The organism is Actinoplanes sp. 13 (assembly GCF_056134165.1).
Window position 1 is genome coordinate 20,032 of sequence record NZ_JBVYOQ010000012.1, and the last position, 17,434, is coordinate 37,465.

Here is a 17,434-nt window from a genome sequence, read left to right on the forward strand (position 1 = left end):
ATCACTCCTCGTCCTTGTTCAGGTCGCGGTAGGCCGCCCGGAGCACGTCCACGAGCGGGATGTGCCGGACCTTCACCGGCGGCGGATCGAGAGCCCGCAGCAACAGCTCCGGCGGGGTGGCCCCGCGCGGCGGGCGCTCCCGCAGCCGGCCGAGGCTGATCGCGGGGGCATAGAAGTCGGCCAGCCGGGCGTCCAGCGGCTCCTCGTCCACCGCGAACGGGTCGACGGCCGCCTCGTCTGGCTCCGGGGCGCCGCGCAACGCGTCGAGCAGTTCGTCACGGGCGCGGCCGCGCCAGGCCAGCACCAGGAACGGATCGTCGTCGAACGCCTCGGCCAGCACGTAGAGCACGGCGGAGCCGTGTTTGCACGGCACGCCCCAGTCCGGGCACGAGCAGTCGATGTCCAACTCGGACGGGAACAGTGGCAGGCCCAGGTCGGTGAAGAGGTCGACGATCTCGTGCGGCATCTCGCCGGCCAGCAGCGCCGCCCGGTACAGCGCGCGGGCCGCGAGCTGCTCGGTCACCTCGCTCCACTGTGCCTCGTCGAAATGGCTGATCGTGATCTTCACCTGGTAGGGCTGCGGGCGCGAGCCCTGCACCCGTGCCTGGATCCGGCCCGGTGCCAGCGAGAAGTCGATGACCTGGCCTTTCCGGGCATAGGCCCGGCCGCGGGACAGCCGGCCCGGGTCGCAGACCTCCTCCAGCACGTCGACGAACCGGCGCGACCACCACTGCTCGCCGATCTTGCCGCGTTTGGACCGGACGGCGAGGCCGCCGTCCACCTCGATCGGACGGCCGTACTCCGTGAAGCGCCCGGCCACCTAGCTCACCGCCGCGGGGTCGAGGGAGAACAGCTCCCGCAGCTGGTCGGTGCTGAGATCGGTGATCCACTGCTCGCCGGTGCCGACGACCGCGGAGGCCAGCGCCTTCTTCCGCTCGATCATCGCGTCGATCTTCTCCTCCAGCGTCCCGGTGCAGATGAACTTGCGGACCTGCACGTCGCGTGACTGTCCGATGCGGAACGCCCGGTCGGTGGCCTGATCCTCGACCGCCGGGTTCCACCACCGGTCGAAGTGGACGACGTGGTTGGCGGCGGTCAGGTTGAGACCGGTGCCGGCCGCTTTGAGCGACAGCAGGAACAGCATCGGCTCGTTCTCGGTCTGGAAACGCTCGACCAGCTCGTCGCGTCGCGCCTTGCTGAGTCCACCGTGGAGCCAGAGCACCGGGCGGTCGAGGTGGGCGGCGAGATAGGGCTGCAGCAGGGTGCCCCATTCGGCGTACTGGGTGAAGATCAGGGCCTTGTCGCCGTCCTCGACGATCTCGTCGGCCAGCTCCTCCAGGCGGGCCAACTTGCCCGATCGACCGGGCAGCCGGGAGCCGTCCTTGAGCAGGTGGGCGGGGTGGTTGCAGACCTGTTTGAGCTTCATCATCGCGGCCAGCACGTTGCCGCGCCGCTGGATTCCCTCGGTGCTCTCGATCTCGGCCAGCATGTCCTCGACCACGGCCTGATAAAGGGTGGCCTGCTCCGGTGTGAGCGAACACCACACCTTCATCTCGTTCTTCTCCGGCAGGTCCGAGATGATGGTCTTGTCGGTCTTCAGCCGGCGCAGCACGAACGGGCCGGTCGCCCGTTTCAGCGCGGCGGTGGCGTCGGCGTCCTGGCGGGCCTCGATCGGCTCCTGGAACCGGCGGCGGAAGCGTTTCGCCGGGCCGAGCAGCCCGGGATTGCAGAAGTCCATGATGGACCACAGCTCGGCCAGGTGGTTCTCGACCGGCGTGCCGGTGAGCGCCAGCCGGGTGCGGGCCGGGATGGCGCGGACCGCCTGGGACTGCCGGGTGCCGCTGTTCTTGATGGCCTGTGCCTCGTCGCAGACCATCCGGCCCCACGTGACGCTCCGCAACGCCTCCAGGTCACGCAGCGCGGTTCCGTACGTGGTGAGGACCAGATCCGCCCCGGCCACCGCGGCGTCGAACTCGGGCCCGCGTTGCCGGGTGCCGCCGTGATGCACATAGACCCGCAGCGCCGGCGCGAACCGGGCGGCCTCCTTCTGCCAGTTGCTCACCAGCGACATCGGGCAGATCAGCAGCGTCGGCCGGACCGGCCCGCCGAGACGCTCGGTGAGCAGCAGCGACAGGGTCTGCGCGGTCTTGCCGAGACCCATGTCGTCGGCCAGGATGCCGCCCAGGCCGATGCGGCTGAGGAAATGCAGCCAGGAAAGACCACGTTCCTGGTACGGCCGGAGCGTCCCCTGGAACCCGTCCGGTGTCGGCATCGGGCTGAGCCGGTCGGCCGCCTGCCCGGACAACAGGTCACCCAGCATCCCGTCGGCGTCCACCTCGACCAGCGGCAGATCCTCCTCGCCGCCGTCGACCACCTGCTGGAGCACCTCGCCGGCGGTCAACTCGCCCTCGCGGCGCCGGCCGACCGCCTTGAGCGCCGCCTTCAGCTGCCGGTCGTCCAGCTCCACCCACTGCCCCCGGACCCGCACCAGCGGCACCTTGAGCCGGGCCAGCTCGGCCAGCTCCCCGGCGCTCACCGCACCGTCCCCGATCACCAGGTCGAGCCGGAACTCGACCAGCTCGCTGAGACCGAAACCGGAGTCGGCGACCGCCCGGGACGAAGCGACCTTGGACTTGGTCCGGGTGGTGAGCTTGAGCCCGACCGCCTTGCGTCCGGCCCAGGTCGGCAGTTGCACGCCGAAGCCCGCGGCCTGGAGCAGCGGGGCGACCTGGCGGAGGAACTCGTACGCCTCGCCGGTGGTCAACCGCATCGCGGCCGGCCGCTGCTCGAGCAGGGCGACGTGCAGGAGCGGGAAGAGGCGTACCGCCCGGCCCAGGCCGGCCAGCAGCGTCTCGTCGGGCCGCCGGGGCAGGCCGGGGAACCGCTCACCGGCCCACAGGTCGGCGGCGGTCACATAGAGGCTGGGGTCCTCGGCCGACTGGACGGCGAACTCCAGACCCCAGTCGTCCTCACCGGGCGCCGGCTCGATCAGCCGGAAGCTGACGCGGATCGGGCCGTTCGCCTGGTTGGCGGCGCGCATCCAGTCGTCCAGCGCCTTGCGCAGCTCCTGGACGTCACCCGCGGCGGCGCCGGGCAGGGCCGGGTCGTCCGCGGTCAGCGCGGCGATCCAGCGGTCCGGCAGGGCCGCCTTCGGCCCCGGTCGCTGGCCGGCCAGCAGCCGCTCGGGCAGCACCGTGCGGGCGGCCCCGTCGAGCAGCGAGTCGAGAGCGTCCCGCACGGTACGCCCCAGCGGGTGCCCGTCGGCCGCGTCCACCGCCCGGACCACCGGGGGCATGCCGGCGGCGAAGTCCCGATAGGTGGCGGTGTCCGCACCGGTCAGCACCGGACGCCAGCGCGCGGCGGGTACCCGGTCCTCGATCACCAGCTGCGGGAGCATCCGGCCGCGCCCGGCCAGGTCGCACGCGTACCCGGCCAGCAGGCACAGGTAGCGCAGCGAGGAGCCGGCGACCCAGGGTGCGCCGGGGTCGGGATCGGCCAGCGTGGCGAGCACCGCGGTGGCGGACCGGCCGGGCACCGTGAGCAGCGGCACGCTCCAGTCGCCGAGGCGGATGCCCCGGCCGGCGGCCTCCGCGGCGGTCTCCGGTGAGGGCAGGGGCCCGCGTGGCGTACCCGGAAGGCGCACCTGGCCGGACCCCGCGGAAAGGCCGAAGTCGTCGGCCAGGCCGAGCGCCTCGATGATCGCCTCGCCGGAGGCGGCGAACGGATGCGGGCGCGACCTGGCCCGGGAAGTGGTGGTCAGCGGCAGGGACGGATCCTCGGCCCAGAGCACCAACCGGCCCGGGCGGCCCGCTCCGGGCACCCAGCCGGCATGAACGACGAGCACTCGCACCCCCTGAAGACCCGTCGAGATTAGCCGCCGGACCCGGGCCCGGCGGTGACCCGCGCCGCTGACGACGGTCGTCGAATGGACGTACGCTTCTGGTCGTGACGGCGAACCCGGAGATCGACAGCATCCTGCAGCGCGGCGCCGACGGCGGACGGATCACGCCGGAGGAGGCGCTGCTGCTCTACACGCAGGCCCCGTTCCACGCGCTGGGCGAGGCGGCCGACGCGGTCCGGCGCCGCCGCTATCCGGACGGGATCGTCACCTACCTGATCGACCGGAACATCAACTACACCAACGTGTGTGTGACGGCGTGCAAGTTCTGCGCCTTCTTCCGGGCACCCAAGCACAAGGAGGGCTGGGTCCACGCCACCGACGAGATCCTGCACCGGTGCGGCGAGGCGGTGGATCTGGGCGCCACCCAGGTGATGCTCCAGGGCGGTCACCACCCGGAGTTCGGGGTGGAGTACTACGAGGACCTGTTCTCCTCGGTGAAGACGGCGTACCCGCAGCTCGCCATCCACTCGATCGGCCCGAGCGAGATCCTGCACATGGCCAAGGTCTCCGGCGTCTCGATCGAGGAGGCGGTCCTGCGGATCAAGGCGGCCGGGCTGGACTCGATCGCCGGCGCCGGCGCCGAGATGCTGCCCGAGCGGCCGCGCAAGGCGATCGCCCCGCTCAAGGAGAGCGGCGAGCGCTGGCTCGAGGTGATGGCGGTGGCGCACCGCAACGGGCTCTCCTCGACCGCGACCATGATGATGGGCACCGGCGAGACGAACGCGGAGCGGATCGAGCACATCCGCATGATCCGTGACGTGCAGGACCTGGCGGTGGCGAACGGTTACTCCGACGTCGCTGTCGAGCAGTCGCACCAAGCGCAGCCTTCAGTCCGTTCAGGGGTGGCGGGCGGGGCGGTTGGAGGGGGCTTCCGCGCCTTCATCCCGTGGACGTACCAGCCGGAGAACAACCACCTGAAGGGCCGCACCCAGGCCACCACGATGGAATATCTCCGGTTCATCGCGGTCTCCCGGTTGTTCTTCGACAACGTCGCGCACCTGCAGGCGTCCTGGCTGACCACGGGCAAGGACATCGGCCAGCTCTCGCTGCACATGGGTGTGGACGACCTCGGGTCGATCATGCTGGAGGAGAACGTCATCTCCTCGGCCGGCGCACGGCACCGGTCCAACCTGCAGGAGCTGATCTCGATGATCCGCACCGCGGACCGGATCCCCGCCCAGCGCGACACCTGGTACAAGCATCTGGCCGTGCACCGCACCGCGGCGGAGGACCCGACGGACGAGCGGGTCGTCTCGCACTTCTCCTCGATCGCCATCCCCGGTGGTGGCGCGGGTCGCACCCAGCTGCCACTGGTGGAAGTGAACTAACCCCCTTTCGGGGGGTGACATTCCGCCGTTCGGCCAGGTTCGGCTCGTCGGACCGGTGAGGCTGGGTTGCTCCTTCGTAACGAGCCCGCCAGTTGACTGTCCCGGCCGGTTCCGGCTGGTTACGTTGCCTGCGTACGGCAATGGAAACACTTAGTCGTCGCCCGCCGCGGTCAGCGTCGGTGACGGGAGTTCGGACCCGACCGATGGCGGTCGTATATATAACGCACAAGGCGCGGGCGGGATGGGTGACCATCCCGCCCGCGCTGTTCTCAGGGCCTGTCCGGCGCTTCCGGCCGGGGTGGCAGAGTGGATGCCGTGACGCGCGCAGATCTGGACAAGCAGCCGCACGAGGTCGCCGAGATGTTCGACGGCGTGGCCGAGCGCTACGACCTCACCAACACCGTGCTCTCCTTCGGTCAGGACCGGGGCTGGCGCCGTGCCACGCGGGCCGCGCTGGCGTTGCGGCCGGGGGAGCGGGTCCTGGACGTGGGCGCCGGCACCGGGATCTCCACCGAGGAGCTGGGCCGGTCGGGCGCGTTCGCGGTCGGGGCCGACCTGTCGGTGGGCATGCTGCGGGCCGGTCGCCGGGTCCGGGCGGACGTGCCGCTGCTGGCCGGCGACGCGTTGGCGCTGCCGTTCGCGGACGAGACCTTCGACGCGGTGACCATCTCCTTCGCGTTGCGCAATGTGGTCGACACCGCCGCTGCGCTGCGTGAGTTCGCCCGGGTGACGCGGCCGGGCGGGCGGCTCGTCGTGTGCGAGTTCAGCCACCCGACCAACGGGGCGTTCCGCACGCTCTACATGTCGTACGTCATGCGGTCCCTGCCGGTGGTGGCCCGGACCGTCTCCAGCAACCCGGAGGCGTACGTCTATCTGGCCGAGTCGATCCGGGCCTGGCCGGATCAGGCGGGCCTGGCGGCGCGGATCGCCGGCTCCGGCGGGTGGGACCGGGTCGGCTGGCGCAACCTCACCGGCGGCATCGCGACCCTGCACCGCGCCACCCGGGTGTAAATCCGGCATTCGGCGTACACGCCTTAGAGGTGCTGTTTAGCTCGTTTTATGACGAAGATCGGGCATCTCGAGGACACCGACATCGACATCGCGATCGACGAGGGTGAGGCCGGCGAGCGGCGCGCCACCGAACTGGCCACCCGGCTCCGAATGGTCGCCGCGCAGGACCCGCTGCTCGCTCAGGACCTGGTGGAAGAGCTGATCGTGGCTCTCGACCGGGCGATGGGCGGCACCATCCGTGAGCACCTCGACGGTCCCGCGCTCGGGGTTGCAGACCGCGTTCTGCAAGCCCCTGAGCAGGCAAGATAGGCATCAGGAAACAGTTAGGGGATCCTAAGCGCAAAGATCTTCGATTGTCGGCCTACACTCCGATCGAGGGATGCTTGTGAACTAATTCACGAGCATCGCGAAGACGGGAGGTGTGCCGTGAGTGACTACGGAGTCGATACGACTGTCGCCGACGAGGCGGACGTCATCGTGGTCGGAGCGGGCCCCGGTGGATCCGCCGCGGCCTATCACCTGGCCCGTCACGGCGTGCGTGTCCTGCTGCTGGAGAAGACCGAGTTCCCGCGCGAGAAAGTGTGCGGTGACGGTCTCACGCCCCGGGCGGTCCGCCAGCTGATCAGGATGGGCGTGGACACCTCCGAGAAGGCGGGCTGGCTGCACAACCGCGGTCTGCGCGTGATCGGCGGTGGGGTCCGGCTGGAGCTGGACTGGCCGGACCTCGCGAGCTTCCCGAACTACGGGCTGGTGCGCACCCGGCTCGACTTCGACGACATGCTGGCCCGGCGCGCCACCGAGGTGGGCGCGCTGCTGCGCACCGGCGTGAACGTCACCGGGCCGGTGCTCGACCAGGACGGTTACGTGATCGGCGTCCAGGCCAAGGTCGGCCCGGAGAAGGAGCCGGTGGAGTTCCGGGCGCCGCTGGTGATCTCCGCGGACGGCGTGTCCGGCAAGATCCCGCTCGCCCTCGGGCTGGCCAAGCGCGACGACCGCCCGCTCGGTGTCGCGGTCCGCCGTTACTACCGCTCCCCGGTCCGCGCCGACGACAACTTCCTGGAGTCCTGGCTGGAGCTGCGCAGCGCGCAGGACCCGGCCCGGCTCCTCCCGGGCTACGGGTGGATCTTCGGGCTCGGCGACGGCCGGGTGAACGTGGGGCTCGGCATCCTGAACTCGTCCGACGCGTTCGGCAAGACGAACTACCGCAACCTGCTGACCGACTGGCTCGGCAGCACCCCGGCGGACTGGGGGCTGCGCGACGAGGCCAACGCGGAGGGCCCGACGCTCGGCGCGGCCCTGCCGATGGGCTTCAACCGGGTCCCGCACTACACCCGCGGCATGATGCTGGTCGGCGACTCGGGCGGCATGGTCAACCCGATGAACGGCGAGGGTATCGCGTACGCGATGGAGTCCGGCGAGCTGGCCGCCGAGGTGGCCGTGCAGGCGCTGGCCCGCCCGACCGGCCCGGCGCGGGAGAAGGCCCTGCAGGCCTACCCCGCCGAGCTCGCTCTGCGATTCGGTGGTTATTACCGGATCGGCGGGATATTCGTGAAGCTGATCGGCAACCCGCAGATCATGCGGCTGGCGACGAAGTACGGCATGCCCCAGCCGCTGTTGATGAAGTTCGTCCTCAAGCTCCTGGCCAACCTCACCGACCCTCGGGGTGGTGACGCCATGGATCGCATCATCAACGGCCTGACCAAGGTGGCACCCGCGGTCTAGGAGTCGAACCAGGGCACCCCGGCCAAAGGACTACAGAAGCACAGTAACTAGTGTGAAGCGGCTAACAGTCGTACGGGAGTGAGCATGACGGTCAACCCTTATGTCCCGATCGTCGGGTTGCTGGTCCTCGGCGCCCTATTCGCGTTGTTCTCGGTGTCGGTCGCGCCGATCGTCGGGCCCAAGCGTTACAACCGGGCCAAACTAGAGGCTTACGAATGCGGCATCGAGCCCGCGCCGCAGCCGATCGGGGGCGGTCGATTCCCGGTCAAGTTCTACCTGACCGCGATGCTCTTCATCATCTTCGACATCGAGACCATCTTCCTGTACCCCTGGGCCGTGTCCTTCGACGCACTCGGCCTGTTCGGGTTCGTGGAGATGGTCCTGTTCATCCTCACCGTCTTCATCGCCTACGCGTACGTGTGGCGGCGTGGCGGCCTCAACTGGGACTGATGTGACATGGGAATCGAGGAGAAACTCCCGTCCGGCATCCTGCTGACGAGCGTGGAGGCACTGTCCAACTGGGCCCGGAAGTCGTCGTTCTGGGGCGCCACCTTCGGCCTGGCCTGCTGCGCCATCGAGATGATGGCCGCCGGCGGTCCGCACTACGACCTCGGCCGCTGGGGCATGGAGGTCTTCCGGGCCTCGCCCCGTCAGGCCGACCTGATGATCGTGGCCGGGCGGGTGAGCCAGAAGATGGCCCCGGTGGTGCGCCAGATCTACGACCAGATGCCCGAACCCCGCTCGGTGATCTCGATGGGCGTCTGCGCCTCGTCCGGCGGCATGTTCAACAACTACGCCATCGTCCAGGGCGTGGACCACATCATCCCGGTCGACGTCTACCTGCCGGGCTGTCCGCCCCGGCCGGAGATGCTGATCGACGCCATCCTCAAGATGCGCGAGAAGGTGATGGCCCAGCCGCTCGGCCCGAACGGGCGCAAGATGCTGGCCTCCCGCGTTGCTGCCGGCCGTGTGCCGGACGTGGCGCCGGGCGCCATGCCGTCGTCGTACCGGGCTGACAAGGCCCGCCGCGCGGAATGGACCCAGGCCGTCAAGGAAGGCCGCGAGGAGCAATTGCGGATCGAGAACTGGATGAAGCTTCAGCCGCATTTGCGGGAGGTGGACAAATGACAATTCAACCCGGAACTGAGGGTGCTGTTCCGACTACCGCACCTGCCGGTGCGCATATCGGTGCTCCCGCGCAGACACCGCCCAGCCCGGACAAGGGCATGTTCGGTGTCAAAGGAACCGGCGACGTCTCCGGCTTCGGTCACCTGGTCCGCCCCCGACCTGCTGTTTTTGACAGCCCACGGCCGTACGGCGGGTATTTCGATGACGTCTATGACGCGTTGGAAGAAGCTTATCCGGCCCTCTCCGAAGCCATCGAGATGGTGGTCGTGGATAGGGCGGAGCTCACACTGCACATCCGTGCCGAGCGTATCGCCGAGGTGTGCCAGGTAATGCGTGACGACGAATCGTTGCGCTTCGAGTTGTGCTCGTCGGTGGACGCGGTCGACTACCTCGGCTCCGACGAGCGCCGGTTCCACGTGTCGTACCAGTTGACCTCCATGACGTACCGGCGGCGGGTCCGCCTGGAGGTCGCTGTTCCGGAGGGCGTCACCGTCCCGAGCGTCACGCAGGTCTACCCCACTGCCGACTGGCAGGAGCGGGAGATCTACGACATGTTCGGTGTGGTCTTCACCGGCCATCCCAACCTCACCCGGATCCTGATGCCGGACGACTGGGAAGGCCATCCCCAGCGCAAGGACTATCCCCTCGGCGGCGTGCCCGTCGAGTACAAGGGCGCCGAGATTCCGCCGCCGGACCAGCGGAGGGTGTACCAGTGACGACATCCGAGTACGCGAGCGAGCGCGAGACGACCGAAGGCCGGGTCTTCACGGTCACCGGTGGTGACTGGGACCAGCTCACCGCCAGCGTCGATCCGCTCAGCAACGAGAAGATCGTCGTCAACATGGGCCCGCAGCACCCGTCCACGCACGGCGTGCTCCGGCTGGTGCTGGAGCTCGAGGGCGAGACGGTCACCGACGTGCGACCGGTGGTGGGTTACCTGCACACCGGGATCGAGAAGAACCTCGAGTACCGCAACTGGACCCAGGGCGTCACGTTCGTGACCCGCATGGACTACCTCTCCAACATGTTCAACGAGGCCGGTTACTGCCTCGCGGTGGAGAAGCTGCTCGGCATCGAGGACCAGATCACCGAGCGCACCACCACGATCCGCGTCATGTTCATGGAACTGCAGCGGATCGCCTCGCACCTGGTCTGGCTGGCCACCACCGGCATGGAGCTCGGCGCGATCTCGATGATGCTGTACGGCTTCCGCGAGCGGGAGTACATCCTCGACATCTTCGAGGAGACCTCCGGCCTGCGGATGAACAACGGCTACATCCGGCCGGGCGGCCTCTCGCAGGACGTTCCGGAGTCCGCGATCCGCAAGATCCGCGACTTCCTGAAGTACATGCCGAAGAAGCTCAAGGAATACGAGGCCATGCTGTCCGGCCAGATCATCTGGCAGCAGCGCACGCAGGGTGTGGCCGTCCTGGACGTGACCGGGTGCCTGTCGCTCGGCATCACCGGGCCGGTGCTCCGCTCGGCCGGCCTGCCGTGGGACCTGCGCAAGACCATGCCGTACTGCGGTTACGAGACGTACGAGTTCGACGTGCCGACCGCGACGACGGCCGACGTCTGGGGCCGTTACCTGGTCCGGGTGGCGGAGATCCGCGAGTCCCTGAAGATCGTCGAGCAGGCGCTGGACCGGCTCCGGCCCGGCCCGATCTGGATCTCCGACAAGAAGATCGCCTGGCCGGCGCAGCTCGCGCTCGGTGTCGACGGGCTCGGGAACTCCCTGGAGCACGTAGCCAAGATCATGGGTCAGTCGATGGAGTCGCTGATCCACCACTTCAAGCTCGTGACCGAGGGCTTCCGGGTTCCGCCCGGACAAGTTTATGTCGGGATCGAGCACCCGCGTGGCGAGCTCGGCGTACACGCGGTCTCCGACGGCGGGACCCATCCGTACCGGGTGCACTACCGCGACCCGAGCTTCGTCAACCTCCAGGCCATCCCCGCGATGGCCGAGGGCGCGCTGCTGGCCGACGTGATCGCCGGCGGCGCCTCGCTGGACCCCGTGATGGGTGGGTGTGACCGCTGATGTCCGAAACTGAACTTTCCGGGCGGCTTCGCCGCACTGCACTGCAGACCGCCGAGGAAGTTGATTTCTCCCCGGCAGCAGCGCCGCTCGCCGAGAAACTGCTCGAACCGGCGCTGGAGATCCTGCGCCGCTATCCGGCGGGCCGGGAGCGTTCGGCCCTGCTCCCGCTGCTGCACCTGGTGCAGACCGAGGAGGGGCACGTCAGCCCGAACGGGGTGGCGTTCTGCGCCGAGATCCTGGGGATCAACAAGGCCCAGGTCGGCGCGGTTGCGACTTTCTACACGATGTACAAGCGCCGGCCCACCGGTGAGTACCTGGTCAGCGTCTGCACCAACACCCTGTGCAACGTGCTGGGCGGCCAGGAGGTGTACGACGAGCTGAGCGAGCACCTCGGCGTCGGGCACGACCAGACCACGGCCGACGGCAAGATCACGCTGGAGCACGCCGAGTGCCTGGCGGCCTGCGACTACGCCCCGGTGGTGACGGTCAACTACGACTTCACCGTCGACCAGGCCACGCCGGCGTCCGCGGTCGAGCTGGTGGAGAGCCTGCGCAACGGCGAGCGGCCCACGCCCAGCCGGGGCGCCCGGATCTGCTCGCTCAAGGAGATGCAGTACCAGCTCGCCGGCTTCGCGGACCCGCGGGACGGCGCGGTCGCCGACGGGGTGGCCGGCGCGCCGACACTGCGCGGCGTCCGGCTGGCGCAGGAGCACGGCATCGCGGTCGCCGGGTTCGACCCGGACAGCCCGATCACGAAGACGAAGCCGGCCCGTGAGGGCAACGCGCTGCCGCAGCAGCAGGCCACCGACGACAAGCCGGCTCCGAGCCGGGCGGTCGCGGTGGCTCGCAGGGCCGCGGGAGCGGTGAAGGCAGCAGCCGGGGCGGTGGCGGAGAAGGTCACCGAGCACCGGCACGCCGGGCGGACCACCGACACCGGAGACGTCAAGGACCCGGAGGTACGCGCGGCGGAGTCCCGCAACCCGACGGGTGACACCCCGGGCACCCCGCAGGCGACCACCCCGGCGCCCACGAACCCGGCCGAGCGGGCCGGGGTCAAGGGCAACGAGCCGGCCGGCGACGGCAAACCCGCCGGGGACAGCACGCGCGGCACCGAGGAGGCGAAGTGACCCAGCCACGGCCGGAGGTCCTCCAGAAGCTCACCCCCGTCCTGACCAAGCGCTGGCTCTCGCCGGACGCCTGGCAGATCGGGGTCTACGAGCGGCTCGACGGCTATGCCGCACTCCGCAAGGCGCTCGACGTGCACCCGGACGACCTGATCCAGCTGGTCAAGGACTCCGGGCTGCGCGGTCGTGGTGGCGCCGGCTTCCCCACCGGCCTGAAGTGGGGTTTCATCCCGCAGGGCGACGGCAAGCCGCACTACCTCGTGATCAACGCGGACGAGGGCGAGCCGGGCACCTGCAAGGACCTGCCGCTGATGACGTACGACCCGCACTCGCTGATCGAGGGCGCGATCATCGCCTCCTACGCGATCCGGGCGAACAAGGCGTTCATCTACATCCGCGGTGAGGCGGTGCACGCCGCACGGCGGCTGCGCAACGCCGTGCAGGAGGCGTACGCCAAGGGCTACCTCGGCAAGAACATCCTCAAGTCCGGATTCGACCTGGATCTCGTCGTGCACAGCGGCGCCGGGGCGTACATCTGCGGCGAGGAGACCGCGCTGCTCGACTCGCTGGAGGGCTTCCGCGGCCAGCCCCGGCTGCGCCCGCCCTTCCCGGCCATCGCCGGCCTGTACGCGAGCCCGACCGTGGTCAACAACGTCGGGACCATCGCCAGCGTGCCGTACATCGTGCTGGGCGGTGCGGACTGGTGGAAGAGCATGGGCACCGAGAAGTCGTCCGGCCCGATGATCTACTCGCTCTCCGGCCGGATCGCCAACCCGGGCCAGTACGAGTGCGGCCTCGGCATCACCCTGCGCGAGCTGATCGAGCTGGCCGGGGGCATGCAGCCGGGGCACAACCTCAAGTTCTGGACGCCCGGCGGGTCGTCGACGCCGATCCTCACCGCCGAGCACCTCGACACCCCGATGGACTTCGAGGGGGTCGCGGCGGCCGGGTCGATCCTCGGCACCACGGCGATGCAGATCTTCTCGGACCAGGACTGCCCGGTCTACAACACGTGGCGGTGGCTGGAGTTCTACCACCACGAGTCGTGCGGCAAGTGCACCCCGTGCCGTGAGGGCAACTACTGGCTGGTGCGCACCTACCGGCGGATCCTCTCCGGCCAGGGCACCCACGCGGACCTGGACACCATGCAGGACACCGCGGACAACATCTTCGGCCGCTCCTTCTGCGGTCTCGGCGACGGCGCGGCCACCCCGGTCGTGTCGACGCTGAAGTGGTTCCGGGACGACTACCTCGGCTACATCGAGGGGCGGACGGCGCCGCGGCTCTCCGAGAAATCCCTGGTTGGAGCGCACTGATGACTGACGTTGCCAAGAAGGCGGACATGGTCACGCTCACCATCGACGGCGTGGAGGTGACCGCCGAGAAGGGCGAGCTGGTCATCCGGGTCGCCGAGCGGATGGGCATCGCCATCCCGCGTTTCTGCGACCACCCGCTGCTCGCGCCGGCCGGCGCCTGCCGCCAGTGCCTGGTCGAGGTGGAGGGCCAGCGCAAGCCGGTCGCCTCGTGCACCCAGACGGTCGCCGACGGCATGGTGGTCAAGACCCAGCTCAGCTCGCCGGTGGCCGCCAAGGCGCAGGCCGGCGTGATGGAGCTGCTCCTGATCAACCACCCGCTGGACTGCCCTACCTGCGACAAGGGCGGTGAGTGCCCGCTGCAGAACCAGGCGATGAGCAGCGGCCGTGCCGACTCCCGCTTCCACGAGCACAAGCGGGAGTACGAGAAGCCGATCCACATCTCCAGCCAGGTGCTGCTGGACCGGGAGCGGTGCGTGCTCTGCCAGCGCTGCACCCGGTTCTCCGAGGAGATCGCCGGCGACAAGTTCATCGACCTGATGGACCGCTCCTCCGGCGAGCAGATCAACGTCTACCGGGACGACTTCTTCGGCGGCGAGGGCACCGGGGACGGTCAGGTCGGCGAGGGCGAGGGCGACGTCCCGTTCAACTCGTACTTCTCCGGCAACACCATCCAGATCTGCCCGGTGGGCGCGCTCACCGGCGAGCAGTACCGGTTCCGGGCCCGCCCGTTCGACCTGGTCTCCACGCCGAGCGCCTGCGAGCACTGTGCGGCCGGTTGCGCCCAGCGCTCCGACCACCGCCGCGGGAAGGTGCTGCGCCGCCTGGCCGGCGACGACCCGGCGGTGAACGAGGAGTGGAACTGCGACAAGGGCCGCTGGGGCTTCCGGTACTCGACCGCCACCGACCGGCTCACCGCGCCGCTGATCCGCGACGCGGCCACCGGCAACCTGCGTGAGGCGTCCTGGAGCGAGGCCCTGCTGGCGGCGGCCGAGGGACTACGGGCAGCCCGGGACCGCGGCGTGGGCGTCCTTCCGGGCGGCCGGCTGACGGTGGAGGACGCGTACGCGTACGCGAAGTTCGCCCGGACCGTGCTCGGGACCAACGACATCGACTTCCGCGCCCGTCCCGTGCGAGCCGCCGGAACGCCGCTCGCCACCACCGAGGAGGCGGACTTCCTCGCCGCCGCGGTTGCCGGGACGTCCGAGGTCACGTACGCCGACGTGGAGAACGCGCCGTCGGTGGTGATCGTCGGGCTGGAGCCGGAGGAGGAGTGCCCGATCCTCTTCCTGCGCCTGCGCAAGGGCCACACCAAGAAGAAGCTCACGGTGACGGCCGTCTCGCCGTACCTCTCCCGGGGCTTCGAGAAGCTCGGCGCCGCGCTCGTCCCGGCCGTCCCGGGCGACGAGGCCCGGGTGCTCACCACCGACCCGGCAGTGGCCGGCGCGCTCGGCGCGCCCGGCGCCCTGCTGATCGTCGGCGAGCGGCTGGCCACCGTGCCGGGCGGTCTCAGCGCCGCGGCCGCCCTGGCCGCCCGCACCGGCGCCCGCCTCGCGTGGGTGCCCCGGCGAGCCGGTGACCGGGGCGCGCTCGACGCCGGTTGCCTGCCGAACCTGCTGCCCGGCGGCCGTCCGGTCACCGACGCGGCGGCTCGTGCGGAACTCGCGGCGGCCTGGCGGATCGACTCGGGCGCGCTGCCCGGCGCCGCGGGCCGGGACATCGACGGGATCATCGCGTCGGCTGCCGACGGGACGCTGGGCGCGCTGCTGGTCGGCGGCGTGGACCCGGCCGACCTGACCGACCCCCGCCTGGCGGAGGAGGCGCTCGACAAGGTCCCGTTCGTGGTCAGCCTCGAGCTGCGGCAGAGCGCGGTGACCCGTCGCGCGGACGTGGTGCTGCCGATCGCCCCGGCGGTCGAGAAGGCCGGCACCTACATGGACTGGGAGGGCCGGCTCCGGTCGTTCAACGCGGTGCTGAGCAGCACCGCGATGACCGACGGCCGGGTGCTGGAGGCGATCGCCGCGCTGCTCGACATCACCCTGAACACCGGTGACGTGCAGACGATCCGCCGCGAGCTGGCCGGCATGCCGGCGAGCACCGCGGCGCGGCCCGCGCAGCCCACCGCGAAGACCGGCGACCTGCCGAAGCCGGGCGAGCGCGAGGCCGTGCTCGCCACCTGGCACCACCTGGTCGACCTGGGCTCCCTGCTCGACGGCGACCAGGTGCTCGCCGGCACCGCCCGTCCCTCGGTGGTCCGCCTCGGCAAGGACCTCGCCGAGGAACTGGCGGTGGTCGACGGCGACGTGGTCACGGTGAGCACGGGCCGCGGCTCGATCTCGCTGCCCGCCGCGATCACCGACCTGCCGCCGCGGGTGGTCTGGCTGCCCACCAACTCGCCGGGCTCGACGGTGCGCCGCAGCCTCGGCACCACTGCCGGTGCGGTGGTCAAGCTGACCGCCGGCGTACCGGGCCCGATCCTCGCCGAGGGAGTCGCGCAGTGAACGAGGTGCTGCTGGCGGCGCACGCCGTCGATCCGACGCTGGAGACGTTCGAGAACGACATCTGGTGGATCAGCTTGATCAAGCTGGTCGGCCTCTTCGTCATCCTCCTGCTGCTGACGCTCTTCACGATCAACTATGAGCGCAAGGTCGTGGCCCGGATGGCGGTCCGCCCGGGCCCCAACCAGGTGGGCCCGAACGGCTGGTTGCAGAGCCTCACCGACGGCCTCAAGCTGCCGTTCAAGGAGGAGATCATCCCGAAGACCGCCGACAAGGTGGTCTACTTCATCGCTCCGGTGATCTCGGCGACGGTGGCTTTCACCGCCTTCGCGGTCATCCCGTTCGGCGGCGTCGTCACCATGTTCGGCCAGCGCACGGCGCTGCAGCTCACCGACGTGCCGGTCTCGGTGCTGGTGCTGCTCGCCTGCTCGTCGATGGCGGTGTACGGCGTGGTGCTGGCCGGCTGGGCGTCCGGCTCGACGTACCCGCTGCTCGGTGGCCTCCGGTCCAGCGCGCAGATGATCTCGTACGAGGTCGCGATGGGCCTGTCCATCGTGGCGGTGTTCATGACCGCCGGCACGATGAGCACCTCGCAGATCGTCGCGGCGCAGGCCGACGGCAACCCGGTGAACATTCTCGGTTTCGAGGTGACCGCGCCCGGCTGGTACGCGGTGCAGCTCCTGCCGAGCTTCATCGTCTACATGATCGCGGCTGTCGGTGAGACCAACCGGGCCCCGTTCGACCTGCCCGAGGCCGAGTCCGAGCTGGTCGGCGGTTTCCACACCGAGTACTCGTCGTTCAAGTTCGCGCTCTTCTTCCTCGCCGAGTACATCAACATGATCACCGTCTCGGCGTTCTGCACGACGCTGTTCCTGGGCGGCTGGCGGGCGCCCGCGCCGATCACCACGGTCTGGGAGGGCGCCAACTCCGGCTACTGGCCGTTGATCTGGTTCTTCGGCAAGGTGTTCCTGCTGCTCTTCGGCTTCATCTGGCTGCGGGCCACGCTTCCCCGGATGCGCTACGACCAGTTCATGCGCTTCGGCTGGAAGGTCCTGATCCCGGTCAACCTGGTCTGGATCCTCTTCCTGGCGTACTTCAAGGTCGCCCAGAACGGCGAGCTCTCCGAGGGCGTCCGGTGGATCTCCACAGGCGTCATCGCGCTGATCGTCCTGGCTGTCGCCTGGGGCTGGCCGTCGAAGAAGAAGCCGCAGCAGATGTCTTTGCAGGACGAGCTGGCCCTGCGGCCACCGGGCAGTTTCCCGGTGCCACCGCTCGATCTCCAGGTGCCGCCGAGCCCGCGTGCCCGCCGAGCCGTGGCAGAACGCGCCCCGGCCACCGTCGGCGGCGACTCCGAATCGAAGGAGGTGTGAC

Annotated in this window: 14 protein-coding genes; 12 read left to right on the forward strand and 2 right to left on the reverse strand. The window is 69.9% G+C overall.

Translation table 11 applies throughout. The annotated features are described in order from the left end of the window. Position 1: 1 nt before the first annotated feature. Together AC0NH5_RS22985 and AC0NH5_RS22990 are read right to left on the reverse strand one after the other, a co-directional pair. Positions 2–820, reverse strand: coding sequence for an SWIM zinc finger family protein (locus tag AC0NH5_RS22985; RefSeq protein ID WP_474407204.1), 819 nt, complete (start codon positions 818–820; stop codon positions 2–4). Next, positions 821–3,844: a DEAD/DEAH box helicase gene (locus AC0NH5_RS22990; protein ID WP_474407207.1), complete on the reverse strand. Its 3,024-nt coding sequence runs from the start codon at positions 3,842–3,844 to the stop codon at positions 821–823. A gap of 101 nt (positions 3,845–3,945) precedes the next feature. Between AC0NH5_RS22990 and mqnC the strand changes: the two genes are divergently transcribed. The 12 genes from mqnC to nuoH all read left to right on the forward strand — a co-directional run bounded on the left by mqnC (position 3,946) and on the right by nuoH (position 17,433). Beyond that, positions 3,946–5,229: a cyclic dehypoxanthinyl futalosine synthase gene (gene mqnC / locus AC0NH5_RS22995; protein ID WP_474407209.1), complete on the forward strand. Its 1,284-nt coding sequence runs from the start codon at positions 3,946–3,948 to the stop codon at positions 5,227–5,229. A gap of 315 nt (positions 5,230–5,544) precedes the next feature. Then, positions 5,545–6,240: a demethylmenaquinone methyltransferase gene (locus AC0NH5_RS23000; RefSeq protein WP_474407211.1), complete on the forward strand. Its 696-nt coding sequence runs from the start codon at positions 5,545–5,547 to the stop codon at positions 6,238–6,240. A gap of 48 nt (positions 6,241–6,288) precedes the next feature. Continuing rightward, a complete protein-coding gene (locus AC0NH5_RS23005) occupies positions 6,289–6,549 on the forward strand; it encodes a hypothetical protein (protein WP_474407214.1) in 261 nt (86 codons plus the stop codon). Positions 6,550–6,666: 117 nt separating this feature from the next. Next, positions 6,667–7,962, forward strand: a complete 1,296-nt coding sequence (locus tag AC0NH5_RS23010) for a geranylgeranyl reductase family protein (RefSeq protein ID WP_474407216.1) — start codon at positions 6,667–6,669, stop codon at positions 7,960–7,962. Between the two features lie 84 nt (positions 7,963–8,046). Further along, positions 8,047–8,412, forward strand: coding sequence for an NADH-quinone oxidoreductase subunit A (locus AC0NH5_RS23015; RefSeq protein WP_474407218.1), 366 nt, complete (start codon positions 8,047–8,049; stop codon positions 8,410–8,412). 6 nt (positions 8,413–8,418) lie between these two features. Then, positions 8,419–9,090, forward strand: a complete 672-nt coding sequence (locus AC0NH5_RS23020) for a NuoB/complex I 20 kDa subunit family protein (protein ID WP_474407220.1) — start codon at positions 8,419–8,421, stop codon at positions 9,088–9,090. Beyond that, positions 9,087–9,806, forward strand: a complete 720-nt coding sequence (locus tag AC0NH5_RS23025) for an NADH-quinone oxidoreductase subunit C (RefSeq protein ID WP_474407222.1) — start codon at positions 9,087–9,089, stop codon at positions 9,804–9,806. The genes AC0NH5_RS23020 and AC0NH5_RS23025 overlap by 4 nt, the downstream gene beginning before the upstream one ends. Next, positions 9,803–11,128, forward strand: a complete 1,326-nt coding sequence (locus AC0NH5_RS23030; protein WP_474407224.1) for an NADH-quinone oxidoreductase subunit D — start codon at positions 9,803–9,805, stop codon at positions 11,126–11,128. Before AC0NH5_RS23025 ends, AC0NH5_RS23030 begins: the two co-directional genes overlap by 4 nt. Next, on the forward strand, positions 11,128–12,255 hold the full coding sequence (gene nuoE / locus AC0NH5_RS23035) for an NADH-quinone oxidoreductase subunit NuoE (protein ID WP_474407226.1): 1,128 nt from the start codon (positions 11,128–11,130) through the stop codon (positions 12,253–12,255). Before AC0NH5_RS23030 ends, nuoE begins: the two co-directional genes overlap by 1 nt. After that, the gene (gene nuoF / locus AC0NH5_RS23040; RefSeq protein WP_474407228.1) at positions 12,252–13,568 is read left to right on the forward strand and encodes an NADH-quinone oxidoreductase subunit NuoF; all 1,317 of its coding nucleotides are present in this window, start codon (positions 12,252–12,254) and stop codon (positions 13,566–13,568) included. Before nuoE ends, nuoF begins: the two co-directional genes overlap by 4 nt. Beyond that, on the forward strand, positions 13,568–16,066 hold the full coding sequence (locus AC0NH5_RS23045) for an NADH-quinone oxidoreductase subunit G (protein WP_474407230.1): 2,499 nt from the start codon (positions 13,568–13,570) through the stop codon (positions 16,064–16,066). Before nuoF ends, AC0NH5_RS23045 begins: the two co-directional genes overlap by 1 nt. Continuing rightward, complete coding sequence (gene nuoH, locus AC0NH5_RS23050; protein WP_474407233.1) at positions 16,063–17,433, forward strand: NADH-quinone oxidoreductase subunit NuoH; 1,371 nt, start codon at positions 16,063–16,065, stop codon at positions 17,431–17,433. Before AC0NH5_RS23045 ends, nuoH begins: the two co-directional genes overlap by 4 nt. Position 17,434: the final 1 nt, after the last annotated feature.